The following is an 18,744-nucleotide window of genomic DNA, read 5'->3' on the forward strand; positions in this document are numbered from 1 at the left end:
GCGCATCGGTGAGCGCCCATCTTGCCCCTCATGCGCTGCTTTCTTTACTCGATGGCAGGGATGCCATTATCTCAGCGCGGCACGTTTCCAATATTTCATCCGCGAGGGGTGAGTCATCCGGACACGCCCGTGACAGCATGACCGCACCGATTGCGTGGGCCAGCAGGTCGATCATTTTCGCGCGGGCCTCTTGCCTGGTGACATCCATTCCCGCCGTGTACTTGTCCTCAAGCGCCGCCAGCGTGTTTTCAACGCCACTGGCAAAGGTCGCCTTCAGATCATCTGGCTGACGGGCGGCGTCACCACACAGGGCTGCCAGGGTGCACCCCTCTCCCCTGCCGTCTCTGTGATCCCTGGACACGTACAGGTTCACAAAGCCCGGCACGTCGAGATCGCACGTACTCGACAGGGATTTTGCCAGGCTATTTTCGGCCGCTTCAGCCATCAAGTCGGCCTTGGAGCCGAAGTGCTTGTAGAAGCCTCCCTGGGTAAAACCGGCGGTAGCCATGAGTTCGGCCACACCCACACCGTCATAGCCACGCTCACGAAAAAGCTCTGACGCCGTCTCCACAATATGAGCTCGATTGGCGAGTGATTGCGTCTTGGTGATCTTCATTTCGCGCCCCTGGGACCTCTGAACAATGGCCTGACTATACTCTGATGTCGATCACAATCAAAACCGTTGACAGCTTTGATTATGATCGACATCATAAAAACACCAGCGCATGTCTCTGCGGCTGTGCGGCGCGGATCGCCGTCTCTGATCATCCTGAACCATCAAGAGCATCTACTTATGAGCACCCCAGAAACCGTACTGATTACCGGCGCCTCAACAGGCATTGGCGCGACCTACGCCGAGCGTTTTGCCCAGCGTGGGCACAACCTGGTGCTGGTAGCCCGCGACAAAAACCGGTTGGACGCACTGGCCTCACAGCTGCGCGAGAAACATGCGGTGTCCATTGACGTGATTCAGGCCGACCTGACTCAAACCAGCGATCTGACCACCGTCGAAGCTCGCCTGCGTGATGACGCCAGTATCAGCATCCTTGTGAACAACGCGGGCGCCGCCCTCTCCGGCAGCTTCATCGAGCAATCCATCGACAGCGTTACCAACCTGGTCGCGCTCAACACCACCGCCTTGGTGCGACTTGCCAGCGCCATCGCTCCAGGCCTGGCACACGCCGGTAACGGCGCGATTATCAACATTGGCTCGGTGGTGGGGCTGGCACCGGAATTCGGCATGAGCGTCTACGGCGCAACCAAGGCGTTCGTGCTGTTTCTATCCCAAGGGCTGAGCCTCGAACTCTCGCCCAAAGGCGTCTACGTGCAAGCTGTCCTGCCAGCCGCCACCCGCACGGAAATCTGGGATCGCGCAGGCATCGACATCAATACCCTGAGCGAAATCATGAGCGTGGACGAGCTGGTCGATGCGGCGCTGGTCGGTTTTGATCGTCGCGAGCCAGTGACCATTCCGCCATTGCAGGACGCCGCGCGCTGGGATGCTCTGCAGGCCGCCCGCCAAGGTTTGCTCTCAGAGATTCGCCAATCGGTCGTCGCCGAGCGCTATCAAGCCCAGGCGTGATCGTCACGCGAACCATGAGAACTGAACGATGAAAGCCTTTTTGATCGACCGTTACGGCAAGAATCACGGACGTCTTGCCGAGGTACCAGACCCGGAACCGGGCATCAACGACGTCCTGGTCAAGGTGCACGCCAGCAGCGTCAACCTGCTGGATTCGAAGATCAGCAAAGGTGAATTCAAACTGATCCTGCCCTACACATTCCCGCTGATCATGGGTAACGACGTGGCTGGCGTCGTCGTTCGCGTGGGGTCAGGCGTGCGCACCTTCAAACCCGGTGATGAGGTCTATGCCCGCCCACCCCAGGCGCGCATCGGTGGCTTTGCCGAGCTGATCGCGATCGAGGAGAGTGCCCTCGCGCTGAAACCCAAAAACACCAGCATGGAACAAGCCGCTGCCCTGCCCCTGGTCGCACTGACGGCCTGGCAGGTGCTGGTTCAAACAGCCCGCGTGAAGAAGGGGCAAAAAGTCTTTATCCACGCCGGCTCCGGTGGCGTTGGCAGCATTGCCATCCAGCTTGCAAAACACCTGGGCGCTTTTGTTGCCACCACGACCAGCACCCATAACGTGGAGTGGGTCAAGGCGTTGGGAGCAGACGTCGTCATCGACTACACACAGCAAAACGTCGAAAACGTGTTGCGCGACTACGACGTCGTATTGAACAGCCTCGGCCCTGCCGAACTGGAAAAATCCCTGCGCATTCTCAAGCCGGGTGGGCAGCTCATCTCCATCTCAGGTCCACCCACCGCTGAGTTCGCACACGAGCAAAAGCTGTTCTGGGGACTCGGTTGGATCATGCGCCTGTTAAGCAGCGGCATACGCAGAAAAGCCCGCAAGCAGCGCATCGACTATGCATTCGTGTTCATGCGTGCGAGCGGTGCGCAATTGCAGAAAATCACTGAGCTTGTCGAGTCCGGCGCTATCACACCGGTGATCGACCGAACCTTCCCTTTCGAGGCAACGGCTGAGGCATTGAGCTACGTCGAGCGGGGCATAGCCAAGGGAAAGGTGGTCATCAAGATCCTATGACCCAGCACGCACTCAACAACCGGCGGAACATCAAATGAAAACACCTTCCGAAAAAACCGCGATAGTCACCGGTGCCTCATCCGGTATTGGTCAAGCAACTGCTGAAGCATTGGCGCGTGCAGGGTATAGGGTATTTGGCACGAGTCGGAAGGCGGGGGCCAGCTCAACGCCGGTGTCCATGCTCACCTGCGACGTGACAGACGACGCCTCTGTCAGTGCGCTCGTCTCCACCGTGCTCGCACAGACCGGGCGGATCGATCTGCTGGTCAACAATGCCGGCATCGGCCTGCTGGGCGGCGCTGAAGAATTCTCGCTCCCACAGGTACAGGCACTGTTCGACGTCAATCTGTTCGGCGTCATCCGCATGACCAATGCGGTACTCCCGGCAATGCGAGAGCGTGGCCAGGGGCGCATCATCAATATCGGATCGATTCTAGGGGTAATCCCCGCGCCCTACTCCGCTCATTATTCGGCGGTCAAGCACGCGCTGGAAGGCTATTCCGAATCCCTTGACCACGAGGTGCGTGCCTTCAATATTCGCGTCTCGGTCATCGAGCCCGCATTCGTGCGTACCGTCTTCGATCAAAACGGTATTGAGCCAGACTCGCCGCTGAAGACCTACGATCAACCCCGAGCCGGATTCAAGGCACTGCTGGCCGAGGTGGTGCCGAAAGCCGACCGACCAGACGTCGTCGCGACAGTCGTGGTCAAAGCCGCGACCGACATCCACCCTCAGCCTCGCTACACGGCTGGCAAGGCCGCACGACAAATCAGCCTGCTGCGCCGCTTCGCCCCTGCGGGGTTCTTCGACAAGGCCTTGCGTAAGCAATTTCGCCTGCCGGTTTGAATCACAAGAGGTGCAGACTTGTGGCGAGCGGGGGTTCCAGTTTGCCGTGCGACAGCGCTGAGTCGGGGATTCAGCGGCCTCCCACATTGGATCTCATGTGCATCCAGAAGCACACTCCAAATCAGATCCAGCCCAACCAACTCCAATAAGTCGCCGCAAACACCAACATCAACCCATACCCGATCAACGTCACCAAAATCCCCACCTTGGCAAACTGCCGCGCCGTAAACGTCCCGGTCCCCAAACACACCATGTTCTGCGGCGCATTGATCGGCAGGATAAACCCGTAGCTCATCACAAACCCCAGCAGCATGGTCATCTCCAACCGGTTGAACTCCCCGGGCAAGGTCTGCAACACCGCAATCAAGATCGGCAACAGCGCCGAGGTCAGCGCCGTGGCGCTGGCAAAGCCCAGGTGGATCACTATCAAAAACGCCCCCAGGATCGCAAACACCCCCAACGGCCCGACCTGATCCAGGCCGGTGTGCGCCACCACTTGGGAGCCCAGCCATTGCCCGGCCTGGGTAGTCAGCAGCGCGGTACCGAGGCTGATGCCCACGCCAAACACAATCACCGTGCCCCATGGAATGCGCGACTGCACATCCTTCCAGGTCATCACCCCAATCCCCGGCAGCAGCAGGAACACCAGCCCGGCGTAGGTGGTCGAGGTGGTGTCGAAAGGGTGCAGGCGCCCTTCCGTCGCCCATGCCAACAGCAACAACACCGACACCGTCAGCAAGCGTTTCTGCGGGCCGGTCATCGGGCCGATGTCCACCAGGGACTGGGCCACGGCCTCCTTGCCACCGGGGATGCTGTCGGTTTCCGGCGGCAGCAGCTTGATCACCAGGAACAGCAACACCGCCGACATGATCACCGCCCACGGCGCGCCGGCGATCAGCCAGTCGATCCACGACACGCGCTGGCCGAGCATCTTGTCCATAAAGCCCACGGTCAGCAGGTTTTGCGCGGCGGCGGTCTGGATGCCGACGTTCCAGATGCTGGTGCCCTGGGCCACCACGATCATCAGGCCGGCGGCGATGTTGGAGCGCTTGTCCACGCCAAACGCGGCGACCACGCCCATCATGATCGGCACGACACAGGCGCTGCGCGCAGTGGCGCTGGGCACCACGAGGCTGAGCAGGATGGTCACCGCAATCGCCCCCAGCAGAATGCCGCGGGTGCTGGTGCCGACGCGGGTCAGAGTCACCAGCGCGATGCGCCGGTCCAGGCCGGTGTGGGTCATGGCCGCCGCAATGAACAACGCGCCCGCCACCAGCGCCAGTGCCGGGTTGGAAAAACCGGTGAGCGCCATGCTGATGGCCGGGCTGGAGCCGATCAGGTGCGTGGGGTCTTGCAGCGACGGCGCCGTGCCGAGCAAAAACGCCATGAGCGAGGTGATCATGATCGCGCTGGCCTCATAGGACACCGCCTCGGTGATCCACACCACCACGGCAAACGCGAGGATCGCCAGCATGCGCTGCCCGGCCACCGGCAGATCGGCGGGCAGCGGCAACAGCAGCACGCCGACCATCACCAACACGCCGATCACCAGGCCCAGGGGCAACTTGAAGGATGCTGCGGTTGTTGCGGGGGCGTTCATGGCGGGCTCCGTCAGGCTCTGAATCAGGCCCACAGCATGGGGCAAAGCGCCGCAACGGGTGTTGACGGGTATCAAGTCCCTAGGTCAATAACTGACTCAATACCGCCCGCAACTTGCCGGGCTTGAGCGGTTTGTTCAGCAACGGCGCGTCCAGGCGGCGCAGCGCGCGGCGGCACTGGTCGGTGCGGTCGGCGGTAATGATCACGGCAGGGATGTTCTGCGCGAAATGCTCGCGCAAGTGCTTGACCACCGCACAGCCCACCACCCCATGGTCGAGGTGGTAGTCGGCGAGGATCAGCTCCGGCGCCCTGCCCTGCAACGCCAGCAACGCCCCGGCCTGGTCGGTGGCGGTGATCACCTCACAGCCCCACTGCGCCAGCAGCGCGCGCATGCTGTCGAGGATGCTCACCTCGTTGTCGATCACCAGCAAACGCCGCCCCGGCAGCGGGTTGCCCGTGGTCGGTAGCACCGGCAGTTGGCTGATCGCCAGGGGCATCTCTTCGCTGATGGGCACCTCGATACTGAACATCGAGCCACGCCCCGGCCACGACCGCACCGCCACCGGATAGCCGAGGATCTCGGCAATGCGCTCGACAATCGCCAGTCCCAACCCCACGCCTTTGCGGTCGGAGGCACGGCCGACGTCGAGCTGGTTGAACTCAAGGAAGATCGCCTCCAGCCGGTCGGCCGCGATGCCACGCCCGGTGTCCCACACCTCCAGGCGCAGGCGATCGCCACGGCGGCGCGCGCCGAGCAGGATGCAGCCCTCGTCGGTGTAGCGGCAGGCGTTGCTGAGAAAGTTGCGCAGAATCCGCGTCACCAGGCGCAAGTCGGTGCGAATCGCATAATGGCCGGTACGCGCGCGCAGGTTCAGCCCGGCCGCCAACGCCACCGACTGGAACTCCGAGACCAGCGGCGCAAACAGCTCATCCAGGCGATACAGCGCCACATCGGGCTTGACCGCCGCCTGGTCGAGCCGCGAAATATCCAGCAGGTCGGTGAGCAAATCCTCGGCGCCTTCCAGGGCCTGGTGCGTACGTTCCACCAGCACCTGCTCGACGCTGGGCAAGTTGCGTTCGCGCAGAGTCGAGATCAGCAGCCGCGCCGCGTTAAGCGGTTGCAGCAGGTCATGGCTGGCGGCGGCGAGGTATTTGTCCTTGCTGCGGTTGGCAGCTTCGGCGGCGTCGCGCGCATCGCGCAGTTCCTGCTCGACCTGCTCGCGCTGGGCGATCTGTTGTTGCAGGTTGCGGTTGGCTTCCAGCAGCTCATCGGTGCGCGCCGCCACCCGCTGCTCCAGCTCATCGTTGAGACGGATATAGCGGTTGCGCTCGGCCTCCAGCTCATCAAGGCGCGCGGTGAGTTCCGGGTAGTGACTCTTGCGCGCCGAATGATTGCCCAGGCCCAACAGCCCGGCCAGGGCCTGTTGCTGGTCGTCAGAGCGCTTCGCCATACACCACCTCGACATCACGCTGGCTCGACTCGCGCGGGTTGGTGAGGATGCACGGGTCGTGCATCGCATGCTGGGACAGGAACGGAATATCCGCCACGCGCACCCCATGCAAGCCGAGGGTTTCGTGGAAGCCGATGGCGTGCTTCAGCGCAATCAGATGCTCCACCAGCCGCCCGCGAATCTGCCGATGGTTGAGCCCCCGGCAGTCAATGCCAAAGGTCTCGGCAATCACCTTGAAGCGCTCCGGCGCCGAGTTGTAGTTGAACGCCACCACGTGTTCCACCAGCACCGCGTTGCACAAACCATGGGGCAGGTCGAGAAACCCGCCGAGGCTGTGGGACATGGCATGCACCGCGCCGAGGATCGCATTGGAGAACGCCAGGCCGGCCTGCATGCTGCCGAGCATGATCTTCTCGCGCAGGGCAATGTCACCGGGGTTGGCGATCATCTGCACCAGGTTACCGTTGATCAGGCGCATGGCTTCCAGCGCATGGGGGTCGGTCAGCGGGCCGTGGCCGGTGGACACGAACGCCTCGATGGCATGCACCAGCGCGTCAATGCCGGTACAGGCGGACAGAAACGGGTCCATGCTCGCCGTGGTTTCCGGGTCGATCAGCGACACGTCTGGCACCACCGCTTTGCTGACGATGGAGAACTTCATGCGTTCCTGCTGGTTGGAAATGATCACGAACTGCGAGACATCCGCCGACGTGCCGGCGGTGGTGGGGATCAGGATCAACGGCGGGCTCGGCACACGGATGGTGTCCACGCCCTCGAACTCAAGAATGCTGCGCCCATGGGCGACCACAATGCCGATGGCCTTGCCGCAGTCCATGGGGCTGCCGCCGCCGATGGCCACGATCACATCACAATGGTTTTCCCGGTACACCTCGGCGCCGAGCATCACTTCTTCGACACGCGGATTAGGCGATACGGCGCTGTACAGGCAATAGTCGATGCCGATGGCCTGCAGGCTGGCTTCCACATCCGCGACCCAACCGGCGGCGATCACCCCGGGGTCGCTGACCACCAGCACCTTGCGCGCACCAAAGGTCTTGGCGTAGTTACCGACGTTGTGCCGGCAGCCGGCACCGAAGATGATTTCAGGCGAGACGAATTTACGCAGGAGGCTCAGATTGGGGCTCATTGGAAAGCCTGTTGTTATTATTTTTGGGAGATGCGCTTCACACTAACCCATTCGGGAGCGAATGCAATCAGACCAAAGGGTCATTCCCAATACGACCATCGCGCTTGTGCGAACGCCAACATAGACGTCGCCTTCGTAAACCGCCCCATATCCGGAACATAAAAACCGAAACGTGTTGTAGTGCAGCCCCGTCTTCCGATCCAGATACTGCCCCTGAAACCGCAGGTTCTGTTCTTCAATGTAGTAAGGCTCGCGCACCTCCTCCAGCGTGTTGCCCCATGGCATAAAGGAGACAGATCTATTTGAATTAAAAATATTTTAATAAAAGCTGTCCCCATTATTCTTCCCCTTGGTCTTCTTTGGCTAGCGCTTTTCAATACAGCCTACGCCAGAATTTCCACTGTAGTTTCGCCGTCAAACGTTTGAACGGCGGTGCGATATATATCAGTCCAAGTATCCTCTGCCGGCCTTTTGAGACGATGTTTTGCGCCAAACACGTAAACGGTGTCGCCAAGAGAGATTTTTTCTTTGATGTGCTGTGCTGAAAGTAAAACTGAAAATTGATGTAAAAAAACCATAGGTTGACCCTGATGGTACAACCATGCCGGCTCCCCCACCCATACAGGGCTCTCTTTTAAACAGAGAAATTCATTTTCCAACCGTTCAGCTAGCCATTTCTTTTTATTCTTTGGCGCGCCCTGCTCAACGTATTCATCGTAAAGCCGTTGGGCGAAATCCTCGGCTCCATCGGCCTCCATCGAGGCGGATTTCTTTTCAGCAACAGCCATAGCCGCGCCCCAGAAAACGTGAAAATCAGTCAACTCACTCATGTCCCCTCCTTCCAAGTGTGCGTTACCATTGCCCTGTGGTTTTCACCACTCTCACCAAGTCCCAACCGGTATGGCGATATTTATCCATAGACTCATGCTCCCACGGCGTAGCTTTGGTCAGGTTCCACTCCTCGTGAGCAACGTTTGATCGAGCTCGTTGAGGAATGTATTGATGATTCAGCTCCATCGGAACATCAATCACTTTGGTCTTGCCGACACGGCCGAGTCGCCTATTCCTCGCACTGTCACGATAACGAACTTCGACCCTCATTCTAGGCGCTTTACCTTCCGACATCCGTGCTAGGTTTCTAGAAGAATATTTTCCAGGTGGAGCTTTGGCTGCAGCGTCTTTCCAAACACCTTTTCTTGCGGTGCCCCAACATTTCCAGCCCCAGGGATCGATCCAGCCCAACGGATTCGGCGCATATTGATAGAGGTTCAGCCCCCCCGCTAACCCAACCGGATCCGGCGTCGTAAACCGCCCCACATCCGGGTCATAAAACCGGAACGTGTTGTAGTGCAGCCCCGTCTCCCGATCCAGATACTGCCCCTGAAACCGCAGGTTCTGTTCTTCAATGTAGTAAGGCTCGCGCACCTCCTCCAGCGTGTTGCCCCACACCCGATAAGTCGCGTGCCACACGTTGTTTCCGTCGGCTTCCGTCAGCTGTTCCGGCAGCCCATTCAGATCGTTGTGGTAATAGCGCACGCGCTGGTGTTCGCCCTTTCCGTCGACTCGGGCAAGCGGCGCGTAGCCGTCGTCTTCATAGAGGTAGAGGCTGGTCTGGCTATACCGATGTTCCTGCAACAGGCGCAGGCCGTCCCAGTCGAAGCGGGTTTCGCCCTGCGGATAACCGTGGCTGTCGTATTCGGTTTTACTGATACGTCGGCCGAGTGGGTCATAGCGCATTTTTACCCGCGTTTCTCGCCCGCTTTTCTGGCTATGCACTTCGATCAGGCGGTGTTCAGCGTCGTAGGCGAAGCGTTGCAAGCCTCTGAGGGTGCTACGTTTTTCGATCAGCCGACCAAAGCCGTCGTAGCGGTAGCGCTTGTCCTGATAGGTCAACAACTGGTTGTGCCTCACTAATCCGGCGCCAGGCTGGGGCCCATCCAGCAAGTTGGCGGCCGCATCGTAGGCGAAGGTTTCCTGCTGACCTTGCGTGTTGTCCTGAGTAGCGATAATCCGACCGGTCGCATCGTAGTGCAGCAGTTGGCGTCGGCTCTCTTCCAGGCGGCCGATGAGGTTGTCGGCCGGGTCGTATTCGAAGGTTTTTTGTTGGGAGGGTGGCAGCTGCCGGGGTTGGCCTGTTGGGCTACGTTTACGCGAGCGTAATCGGCCGCAGCGGTCGAACTCGCTGCGGGTGGTGATCTGCCCTTGAGTGCGCAGCACTTCGCGGTGCAGGCGGTCGCGTTCGAAGTCGCTGATGACGTGGCCGTCGAGGTTGAGCTGGTGCAGGTGGCCGCTGCCGTAGTACAGGCGATTGAGCCAGCGGCCGTCGGGCAGTTGCGTCTGGATCAAGTTGCCGAGTTCGTCGTAGTGGTGGTTCAGGCTGCCGGCAGCGCTGTGTTCGGTGAGCAGTTGGCCAAGTGGATCGTAGGCGAAGGCCAAGGTCTGGGTGGTCTGGTCATTGCCGGTGAAGCTGACGGCGGTGAGTTGGTCGACTAAATCGTAGGTGTAGTCGGTGCGACCATCATCGGTCACTTTCGCCCGCAAGCGCCCGGCTGCATCGCGCTCCAGGCGATGCACGATAGAAGGCGCATCATTCGAAGGCACATATTCGACAGCAACCAGGTTATCCAGCGCATCGTAGGCATAACGTCGGCCACTACCATCGAGGTCTTGCTGCTGCGCAAGGCGGTCACCGTGGTCCCAGGCAAAGCGGTAGCGCTCACCGTTTTCATTGGTCAGGGTTTGCAGGCGGCCGTAGGTGTCGTGGCGCAATTCGATCTGTCGGCCTTGGGCATCGACGCGCTGGCGGACCTGCCCACGGCGGTCGTATTGGTAGCGGGTGATCTGGCCGGCTGCATCGGTGTAGGCGATCAACTGGCCGCTGGTGTCGCGCAGATAATGCTCGATATGCCCATAGGGCCTTTCGGTTTGCAGCAGGCGGCCCTGGCTGTCGTGTTGATAGCGCTGCCGCTCACCCGCCGCATCGATCACGACATGCAAGTGGCCCCGACGGTCGTACTCGAAGCGCGTGGGATAGCCCGAACAATCGACGTACTCAATCAACTGCCCGGTTTCGTTCCAACGCAGGGTTTTGCGCTTTTCCGCGGCGTCGATGATTTCTACCACTTGGCCAACCCCGTCATAGCGATAGCGGGTGACCTGCCCCAGCGGATCGGTTTCGCTGACACAGTTGCCACGCGGGTCGTATTGATACTGCCAGGCTTGGCCGGCGGCATCGGTCTCCACCAGCGGCAGCGACCAATGCTCCAGCCACACCGTGGATTCAACGCGCCCCAACGGATCTTGCGTCTCGCACAGGTTGCCGGAGGCGTCGTAACCCAACGTCCACCGACCGCCCTGAGGATCGGTGGCACCGAGCAACTGGCGCTCGTCATTCCATTCAAACTGCCAGGTTTGACCGAGGCTGTCGGTATACGCGGTGATCTGATACTGCGGGTTCCATCTGCGGATGCTGACCCGCTGCAAGCCATCGGTAATCCGCGTGGTTCCGGCGTGTAGGTCATAGTCGAACTGGTAGTCGTCGCCCTCGTCGGTCCAGTGTCGGACCACGCGCCATTCCGCGCCCTCCACACACGCCCATTGGTAAAAACAACGTAGCCCGGTGGGCCGTTGGTGCTCGACCATGCGCTGGCCGTTGTCGTAGGCGAAACGGCGCTGTACATGCCCGGTAGCGTCGCGAACTTCAGCCAGGTTGCCATCATCGTCATAGCCATAGCTGGCAAGGATTTCGCGGCTGTGATCAGGGAACAGGCGTTCAATCTGCTCGACCCGACCGGACCATTGCTGGCTGTAGCCCAGTTCGATTCGCACATCGGTGAAGGGATCGCGTAACTGGCTCAGGCGGCCTTGGGCGTCATAGTCGAGGAGGATACGGTTGTCATTGCGATCCCCCAACTGGCTCAGACGCAGGTGCGACGGATTGCCTGGCGTTGGTTCGAACAACCGATAGCGCCCGTCGACACTTTCAATCAGCAACTGGCCGTTGCTATGGCGCCGCACGCTCAACCCCTCTCCGGCACTGAACACCGCACCACCCAGCGGAATCATGCCCATGTCGATCTGGCGAGCCTGCTCATCGGTGTAGACCAATCGTTCACCACCTTCGGGATGCACGCCAATGTCGACGCGGGCTTCATAAACCACGCTCCAACTGGCGCCGAACAGACCGTCACGACGTTCATCTCTACTGCAGTAATAGCGCTGCCACTCGATCGGCAGCAGTCCTGGCAAAGCAAAGTCCAGGTCGTCTTCACCGTCGAGGATCTTCGCGCCCGTGGCGCTGTGCACCGGGTTGGGCGAACCCGCGACCGCCGCAGTCACCGCATTACTTACCTGGCTGCTGCCCCACGACACCATCCCGCCCACCGCCATGCACGGCAACTTGCTGAAGAACTTCGCGCCACCGCCGCGCAACGTCAGCAACGCCGTCACCGCCAACCCCACGCCCGGTGTCTTGCCGCTGCGAATCTCACGCACCACCAAGGGCGCGCCACCGATGATCACATTCGGCGAAATCTGTACGTTTCCGACCTTGGCTTCGCAGGTGCTCCGATCCCCACTGCGCACGGCGGGCTGACCATTGATAAAGACCCGGCTGGAGCCCTCCGCCAGGTATTGCTCCGGCATTGGCGGGTGTTTATTGCAGTCGACCTTATCGGCAGGACAAGGCACAGCGGCGGCCACCGGGGCGGCCACCGTAGGGCACCATAGCTGAGAGAAAAAGCCTTCGGCGATATCCAGATAAGACGGCTCACCACTTGGCGCCGCGATGACATCCGAGAGTTTGCCGGCCGCCCGCGCAGCGGGTTTCCCGTTGATGAAGACGTTGGGCGAACCGCTGCTGATGAAGGCGTCGATGACCGGAGGGAACAGCGCATTGGCAAAGTACTCACATAATCGTGAGAGGCCTTTATCCGCGCCGGTTTGACTCATACCGACGCCGACCACCACCCCCACGACGGCGCCCAGTACAACGCAGCCAAGGCCGCCCGTTGCCACGGTGAAGCCGGCTGCGGCAACAACAGCGGCTGTCGCCAAGGCCGTCACGGCCACGTTGGCGGCAATCTCCAGGACGCCGCCTAACACGTCGGCGAGCATTGAACTGTGCAGAAGCGCGTCACCCTCGCGGGCGGCCCACAGCGTGTCAGTCATGCGTAACGATCCGTGTCTGAAAAGACCAGGATCAAATCACGCGATTGTGTCCTTGCTCAGGTGAGACTTTCCGAGGGAATTGTAGGACTGATCCCAAAGACCAGTTGAGCACCGGCCAGCGCGAGGCTGGCCGGAGATGGATCAGCGGCTGGCGAAGTACATGGTCACTTCGAAGCCGATACGCAGGTCGGTGAAGGCGGGTTTGGTCCACATGGGGAGAGTCCTCTTGTTGTGCCGGAAGATTCCGGTAAGGGCATTAATGCATGGGGGGATGGGGGTGCGAATGCTACTTTCGAACGAAGCGGCGCCTGCATTGGTAGCGGGTGTATGCCGATCAAAATGTGGGAGGGGGCTTGCTCCCGATGGCGGTGGGTCAGTTAACATTTATGCCACTGACATACCGCTATCGGGAGCAAGCCCCCTCCCACACTTGATTGCATTTCAAGTTGGAATCAGAAGAAACCCAATGGATTGATGTCGTAGCTCACCAGCAAATTCTTGGTCTGCTGGTAGTGATCCAGCATCATCTTGTGGTTCTCACGCCCCACGCCCGATTTCTTGTAGCCGCCAAACGCCGCATGCGCCGGGTACAGGTGATAACAGTTGGTCCACACGCGGCCGGCCTTGATCGCCCGGCCCATGCGGTAGGCGCGGTTGATGTCGCGGGTCCACAGCCCGGCGCCGAGGCCGAATTCGCTGTCGTTGGCAATCGCCAGGGCTTCGGCTTCGTCCTTGAAGGTGGTGATACCCACCACCGGGCCGAAGATTTCTTCCTGGAACACACGCATCTTGTTGTGGCCCTTGAGCAGGGTCGGCTGGATGTAGTAACCGCTGGACAGGTCGCCCTCCAGGCGCTCGGCCGCGCCGCCGGTGAGCAGCTCGGCGCCCTCTTCCTGGGCGATCTTGAGGTAGGACAGAATCTTGTCGTATTGCTGTTCGGACGCCTGGGCGCCGACCATGGTCTCGGTGTCCAGCGGGTTGCCGCGCTTGATCTTGACGATCTTCTTCATCACCACTTTCATGAAGTCGTCGTAGATCGACTCCTGCACCAGCGCCCGCGACGGGCAGGTGCACACTTCGCCCTGGTTGAAGAACGCCAGCACCAGGCCTTCGGCGGCTTTTTCGATGAACTGCGGCTCGGCCTGCATGATGTCTTCGAAGAAGATGTTCGGCGACTTGCCGCCCAGTTCCACGGTGGAGGGAATGAGGTTCTCGGCGGCCGCATGCATGATGTGCGCACCGATTGGGGTCGAGCCGGTAAAGGCAATCTTGGCGATGCGCTTGCTGGTGGCCAGCGCCTCCCCGGCTTCGCGGCCAAAGCCCTGGACGATATTCAGCACGCCCGGTGGCAGCAGGTCATTGATCAACTCGGCAAACACCATGATCGACAGCGGCGTCTGCTCGGCCGGCTTGAGCACGATGCAGTTACCGGCGGCCAGGGCCGGGGCGAGTTTCCAGGCGGCCATCAGCAGCGGGAAGTTCCACGGAATGATCTGCCCGACCACGCCCAATGGCTCATGGAAGTGATAGGCCGCGGTGTGTTCGTTGATCTCGGCGGCGCCGCCTTCCTGGGCGCGAATGCAGCCGGCGAAGTAGCGGAAGTGGTCAGCGGCCAGGGGCACGTCGGCGTTGAGGGTTTCGCGCACGGCCTTGCCGTTGTCCCAGCTTTCGGTCACGGCCAGCACGTCGAGGTGCTGCTCGATACGGTCGGCGATTTTCAGCAACACCAGCGAGCGATCCTGGGGCGAGGTCTTACCCCAGGCGTCGGCGGCAGCATGGGCAGCGTCGAGGGCCTTTTCGATATCGGCGGCGTTGGAGCGCGGGAATTCGGCGATCACTTCACCGGTCACCGGCGAGGTGTTGGTGAAGTACTCACCGCTGAGCGGCGCGACGAACTCGCCGCCGATGTAATTACCGTAGCGCTGCTTGAAGCTGACGATGGCGCCAGGGGTGCCAGGTTGTGCGTAGATCATGTTAAAGCCTCTGTCTGGGTCCGGGCCTGTCGGTCAACAGGCGATGACCCGATAGTAAAGAGCCCCCGTTGCCGGGCGAATGCGCCGTTGGCAGGGGGGCGCTTGTCATTTGGTCGTAGATTCAGTGTTTGGCGACCAGCTCTTTGGGCAGCTTGAAGGTCCAGAGCATGCCGCCCTGGTTGAAGTCCTTGATGCGCTTGGCCACTTCACCGCCCCACAACGGCACGGCGCCGCCCCAGCCGGAGAGCACCGAGACGTACTGTTCGCCGTCCATTTCCCAGGTCACAGGCGAGCCGAGCACGCCGGAGCCGGTCTGGAACTCCCAGACCTTCTCGCCAGTCTTGGCGTTGAATGCTTGCAGGAAACCTTCCGGCGTGCCGGTGAACACCAGGTTGCCCTTGGTGGTCAGCACCCCGCCCCACAGCGGCGCGAAGTTCTTGTGGCGCCAGACTTCCTTGCCGGTCTTCGGGTCGATGGCGCGCAGCACGCCGATGTAGTCTTCGTTCAGCGGCTTGATGGTGAAGCCGGCGCCAAGGAACGCCGCGCCCTTCTTGTAGGCGATGCCTTCGTTCCAGATGTCCATGCCCCACTCGTTGGATGGCACATAGAACAGCCCGGTGTCGCGGTTGTAGGCCATCGGCATCCAGTTCTTCGCACCGAGGAACGCCGGCGCGACAAACACCGAGGTGCCCTTGGTTTCGCTGCCCGGCGCACCTGGGCGGCTGGCTTCGTTGTAGATCGGCCGACCGTCCTTATCCAGGCCGGTGGCCCAGGTGATCTTGTCGACAAACGGGAAGCCACGGATGAACTTGCCGTTGGTGCGGTCGAGCACGTAGAAGAAGCCGTTGCGGTCGGCGGTGGCTGCCGCTTTGATTTCCTTGCCGCCTTCGGTGTAGTTGAAGGAGATCAGCTCGTTGACGCCGTCATAGTCCCAGCCGTCGTGGGGCGTGCTCTGGAAGTGCCACTTGATGGTGCCGTCGTCCGGGTTCAGCGCCAGGCGCGAGGACGAGTAGAGGTTGTCGCCGGGGCGCAGGTGCGAGTTCCACGGCGCCGGGTTGCCGGTGCCGAACAGCAGCAGGTTGGTTTCTGGGTCGTAGTAGCCGCCCAGCCACGGTGCCGCGCCGCCGGTTTTCCACAGATCCCCCGGCCAGGTCTTGCCCGCCTCGCCGCCGGAGATGCCGTTTTCCACGGCTTTGCCGTCCTTGTAGACATAACCCATATGACCTTCGACCGTCGGGCGGCTCCACAGCAGCTCGCCGTTTTTCGGGTCATAGGCCTGGATCTTGCCGACCACGCCGAATTCGCCACCGGCCACGCCGGTGATCAGCTTGCCGTTGACCACCAGGGGCGCGGCACTGATCGAGTAACCTTCCTTGTGGTCGGCGACCTGCTTGCTCCACACCACTTTGCCGGTGTCTTTGTTCAGCGCCACCAGCTTGGCGTCGAGGGTGCCGAAGAACACTAGGTCGCCGTACAGCGCCACGCCACGGTTGATCACGTCACAGCACGGGCGGATGTCATCGGGCAGACGCGCATCGTACTGCCAGAGCTTCTTGCCGGTGCGCGCATCCACCGCGAACACCCGCGAGTAGGAACCGGTGAGGTACATCACCCCGTCCTTGATCATCGGCTGCGCCTGTTGCCCACGCTGCTTCTCGCCGCCAAAGGAAAACGCCCAGACCGGGCGCAGTTCCTTGACGTTGTCGACGTTCAGGGTGTCGAGGGGGCTGTAGCGCTGGCCCTGCACGCCGAGGCCGTTGGTGACGATCTGCCCGGGGTTTTTCGGGTCCTGGAGGATGTCCTCATCGGTGACCGAGGCCATGGCCTGGCCGGATAACAGGATGGCACCGAGCAACACACTCAAGGCGAAGGGTTGGCGACGTGCGGGTTGGGTCATGACGGCTACCTCTGCGGTTTTTTGTTATACCCGGGAAATTTTCCCGGTCTGGTGCAGATTCTTGGGCGCAGGGGCAGTTGTCACAATTGACCGCAGTATCGAGTTTGCTAGTTCCTTAGTAGCGGGTCAGCGCGCCGAATCCACGCGTTGCATCTGTTCGCGCTCGTATCGCGGGTACAGGTGGCTGACGCTGCGGATCAGCTCATAGCGGCTCAGGCTGATCGCGGCGAAGCGTTCGGGGATGGGGCTGCGGATCATCTCGGCCATGTCGCTGCCCTGGGCCGCGCCGTCACGCAAAAGTTGATCGAGCCAGGTCAGGTAGTCGCGCATCTGTGTGAAGGGCTGCGCGTCGCTGGCCACCGGGCCATGGCCGGGCACGATCAGGGTCCAGGGCAAGCCTTGCAGGGTGCCGAGGTCAGGGGATGGCCGCGTCGAACTCATTGCCGCTGTTGTCGCGCAACACCAGGCGGGTGGGCCCCGGCGCGTCGATGTCGAAGGCCAGGTTGGGGTTCTCGCTGACCGCCGGGAACAGCTCAAGATCAGCCAGCACCTGGCCGTCCTGGCCGCGCAGTTGCGCGTGGTTGATAAAAAACTCGGGGATGCCGCTGACCATGCCGTTGTCCATCGGGTGCGCCACCTGCACACGTACGCGGCTGAACTCGCCACGCGGGTAACGGCCACCGAGCACTTCGCCGATATGCTCTTCCCAGCCCGGCTGGGTGCGGACCACGCTGGGCGCGGTGCAGCCGCCACCGGCCGCGTCGATCAGGGTCGAGCCCACATGCCACAGGCCGTCATCGGTGAGCACCGCCGCACGCAACGGCGTGGCCTGCTCGATACGAATCCGCAGCGACAGCCACGGCAGCACGCCGGCCTTGGGCTGGAAGTCGACGATTTTCGGTAATGGGTTGAGCTCGGCCCAGGCGAGGATTTTCACCACATGGCCGTTGAAGGCGCGGGCGTCGATTTCCAGCGGCACCTGGCGCGCATCTTCGGCGAACGGCGGCGCGAGCAGCTTGACTCGGTCGTCGAACACGAACGGCGCCTCGGCCAGGAACTGCTTGTGATAGAAGGCCCACATCACCGACGGCACCGGGTCGACCTCCACGGCGTGCGCCGCCAGCGGCAGCCAGCACGCCAGGATGCAGCTCAGTCGCCAGTTCATCGCCTGCTCCTATTGATACATCTCGGGCACTTCGTACTGCAGGCCGTAACGGGCATAGATGGCTTGCACCGCGCCGTCACGGATCAGGCCTTCCAGCGCCTCTTCCACCGCGTAGGCCAACTGGCGATTGCTCTCGTGCACCGCCATGCCGATCTCCCAGCGTTGCTTGCCCATGTTCGGGTAGGCGTTTTCGGCCAGGGCCAGTTGCGGGTCGTGGGCCTCGTGCACCTGCCAATCGACTTCGCCGCGCATCGCCATCACCGCATCGACCTCACCGGCTTTCATCGCCGCAAAGGCCTGGGGGACGTCGGGGTAGTGATGGGTCTTGGCGGCGAGCATGCCGTTGAACACCGAGGTGAGGTAGAACGACGGCACGCTGTCGACTTCGACGCCAATCGGGTGCTGCTCGAACACCGCCACGCTGGCAACCGTGTCCAGGCGCCGACGGTCGTAGGCCACCTGCCATTGTTCGTTCTGGTACGGCCCGAACATCACCACATGGCCGTTTTCCAGTTCGCCCTGGTCGTTGCGCTTTTGCGCGTAATCGCGATCGTAGGGCGCGCGCATCATCAGGTCGGCCAGTTGCTGGTTGTGCAACTGGCTGCCACGCCAGATGTAGTCGCGCAGGTCGTCGTCGAGCTTCTCGCCGGCCGGCGCCCAGATCAACGTGAGCCGTACCCCCAGCGCTGTGGCCAGGGCCTGGGCCAGTTCCACGTCGACCCCGCGCGCGGTGGCGCCGTCTTCGAAACTGTAGGGGGCAAAGTCCTTGTACACCGCCACCTTGATTTCGCCGGCAGCGATCATCTGGTCATAGCTGCGCACCTGCGCCTGTGCCGGCTGGCAACACAGCAGGGCCAGGCCAAGCACATAAGCGAACAGACGCATGG

The 18,744-nt window shown here is 61.5% G+C and carries 14 protein-coding genes and 1 pseudogene; 3 read left to right on the forward strand and 12 right to left on the reverse strand.

Annotated features, from left to right (window positions below; all coding sequences use genetic code 11):
* Window positions 1–28: 28 nt before the first annotated feature.
* Window positions 29–616 (reverse strand): TetR/AcrR family transcriptional regulator, encoded by a 588-nt coding sequence (locus J1G35_RS03590; protein ID WP_223013544.1) that lies wholly within the window; start codon window positions 614–616, stop codon window positions 29–31.
* Window positions 617–793: 177 nt separating this feature from the next.
* On the opposite strand from J1G35_RS03590, the gene J1G35_RS03595 reads away from it, so the two are divergent.
* From J1G35_RS03595 to J1G35_RS03605, 3 genes are read left to right on the forward strand one after another with little or no spacing between them, the layout of a single operon-like run.
* The gene (locus J1G35_RS03595) at window positions 794–1,582 is read left to right on the forward strand and encodes an SDR family oxidoreductase (protein WP_223013546.1); all 789 of its coding nucleotides are present in this window, start codon (window positions 794–796) and stop codon (window positions 1,580–1,582) included.
* 28 nt (window positions 1,583–1,610) lie between these two features.
* Window positions 1,611–2,609 carry an NADP-dependent oxidoreductase gene (locus J1G35_RS03600; protein WP_223013548.1) on the forward strand — a complete coding sequence of 333 codons (999 nt, stop codon included), beginning with the start codon at window positions 1,611–1,613 and terminating at the stop codon, window positions 2,607–2,609.
* 34 nt (window positions 2,610–2,643) lie between these two features.
* Window positions 2,644–3,456, forward strand: coding sequence for an oxidoreductase (locus J1G35_RS03605; protein WP_223013549.1), 813 nt, complete (start codon window positions 2,644–2,646; stop codon window positions 3,454–3,456).
* A gap of 121 nt (window positions 3,457–3,577) precedes the next feature.
* On the opposite strand, the gene J1G35_RS03610 is transcribed toward J1G35_RS03605, so the two are convergent.
* From J1G35_RS03610 to J1G35_RS03660, 11 genes and pseudogenes are all read right to left on the reverse strand, one after another.
* Window positions 3,578–5,056 carry a DASS family sodium-coupled anion symporter gene (locus J1G35_RS03610; protein WP_223013551.1) on the reverse strand — a complete coding sequence of 493 codons (1,479 nt, stop codon included), beginning with the start codon at window positions 5,054–5,056 and terminating at the stop codon, window positions 3,578–3,580.
* Between the two features lie 79 nt (window positions 5,057–5,135).
* A complete protein-coding gene (locus J1G35_RS03615) occupies window positions 5,136–6,506 on the reverse strand; it encodes a hybrid sensor histidine kinase/response regulator (RefSeq protein WP_223013553.1) in 1,371 nt (456 codons plus the stop codon).
* Window positions 6,490–7,653 (reverse strand): alcohol dehydrogenase-like regulatory protein ErcA, encoded by a 1,164-nt coding sequence (gene ercA, locus J1G35_RS03620; RefSeq protein WP_053138554.1) that lies wholly within the window; start codon window positions 7,651–7,653, stop codon window positions 6,490–6,492. Before ercA ends, J1G35_RS03615 begins: the two co-directional genes overlap by 17 nt.
* A 383-nt stretch (window positions 7,654–8,036) precedes the next feature.
* The gene (locus tag J1G35_RS03625; RefSeq protein WP_223013555.1) at window positions 8,037–8,483 is read right to left on the reverse strand and encodes a hypothetical protein; all 447 of its coding nucleotides are present in this window, start codon (window positions 8,481–8,483) and stop codon (window positions 8,037–8,039) included.
* 22 nt (window positions 8,484–8,505) lie between these two features.
* Window positions 8,506–12,822, reverse strand: coding sequence for an RHS repeat-associated core domain-containing protein (locus J1G35_RS03630; protein WP_223013557.1), 4,317 nt, complete (start codon window positions 12,820–12,822; stop codon window positions 8,506–8,508).
* A gap of 141 nt (window positions 12,823–12,963) precedes the next feature.
* Entirely contained in the window at window positions 12,964–13,035 is a 72-nt protein-coding gene (gene pqqA / locus J1G35_RS03635) for a pyrroloquinoline quinone precursor peptide PqqA (protein WP_010209364.1), read from the reverse strand.
* 239 nt (window positions 13,036–13,274) lie between these two features.
* Entirely contained in the window at window positions 13,275–14,795 is a 1,521-nt protein-coding gene (locus tag J1G35_RS03640; RefSeq protein WP_223013559.1) for an aldehyde dehydrogenase family protein, read from the reverse strand.
* 121 nt (window positions 14,796–14,916) lie between these two features.
* Window positions 14,917–16,692 (reverse strand): PQQ-dependent methanol/ethanol family dehydrogenase, encoded by a 1,776-nt coding sequence (locus J1G35_RS03645; RefSeq protein WP_065926993.1) that lies wholly within the window; start codon window positions 16,690–16,692, stop codon window positions 14,917–14,919.
* A gap of 126 nt (window positions 16,693–16,818) precedes the next feature.
* Window positions 16,819–17,109: pseudogene (locus tag J1G35_RS03650) on the reverse strand (MBL fold metallo-hydrolase); the annotation flags it as partial.
* Entirely contained in the window at window positions 17,108–17,857 is a 750-nt protein-coding gene (locus J1G35_RS03655) for a quinoprotein dehydrogenase-associated SoxYZ-like carrier (protein ID WP_092490238.1), read from the reverse strand. The pseudogene J1G35_RS03650 and the gene J1G35_RS03655, both read right to left, overlap by 2 nt.
* Window positions 17,858–17,866: 9 nt before the next feature.
* A complete protein-coding gene (locus J1G35_RS03660; protein ID WP_223013561.1) occupies window positions 17,867–18,742 on the reverse strand; it encodes a transporter substrate-binding domain-containing protein in 876 nt (291 codons plus the stop codon).
* Window positions 18,743–18,744: the final 2 nt, after the last annotated feature.

This window comes from Pseudomonas sp. SH10-3B (assembly GCF_019891415.1).
GTDB lineage: Bacteria > Pseudomonadota > Gammaproteobacteria > Pseudomonadales > Pseudomonadaceae > Aquipseudomonas.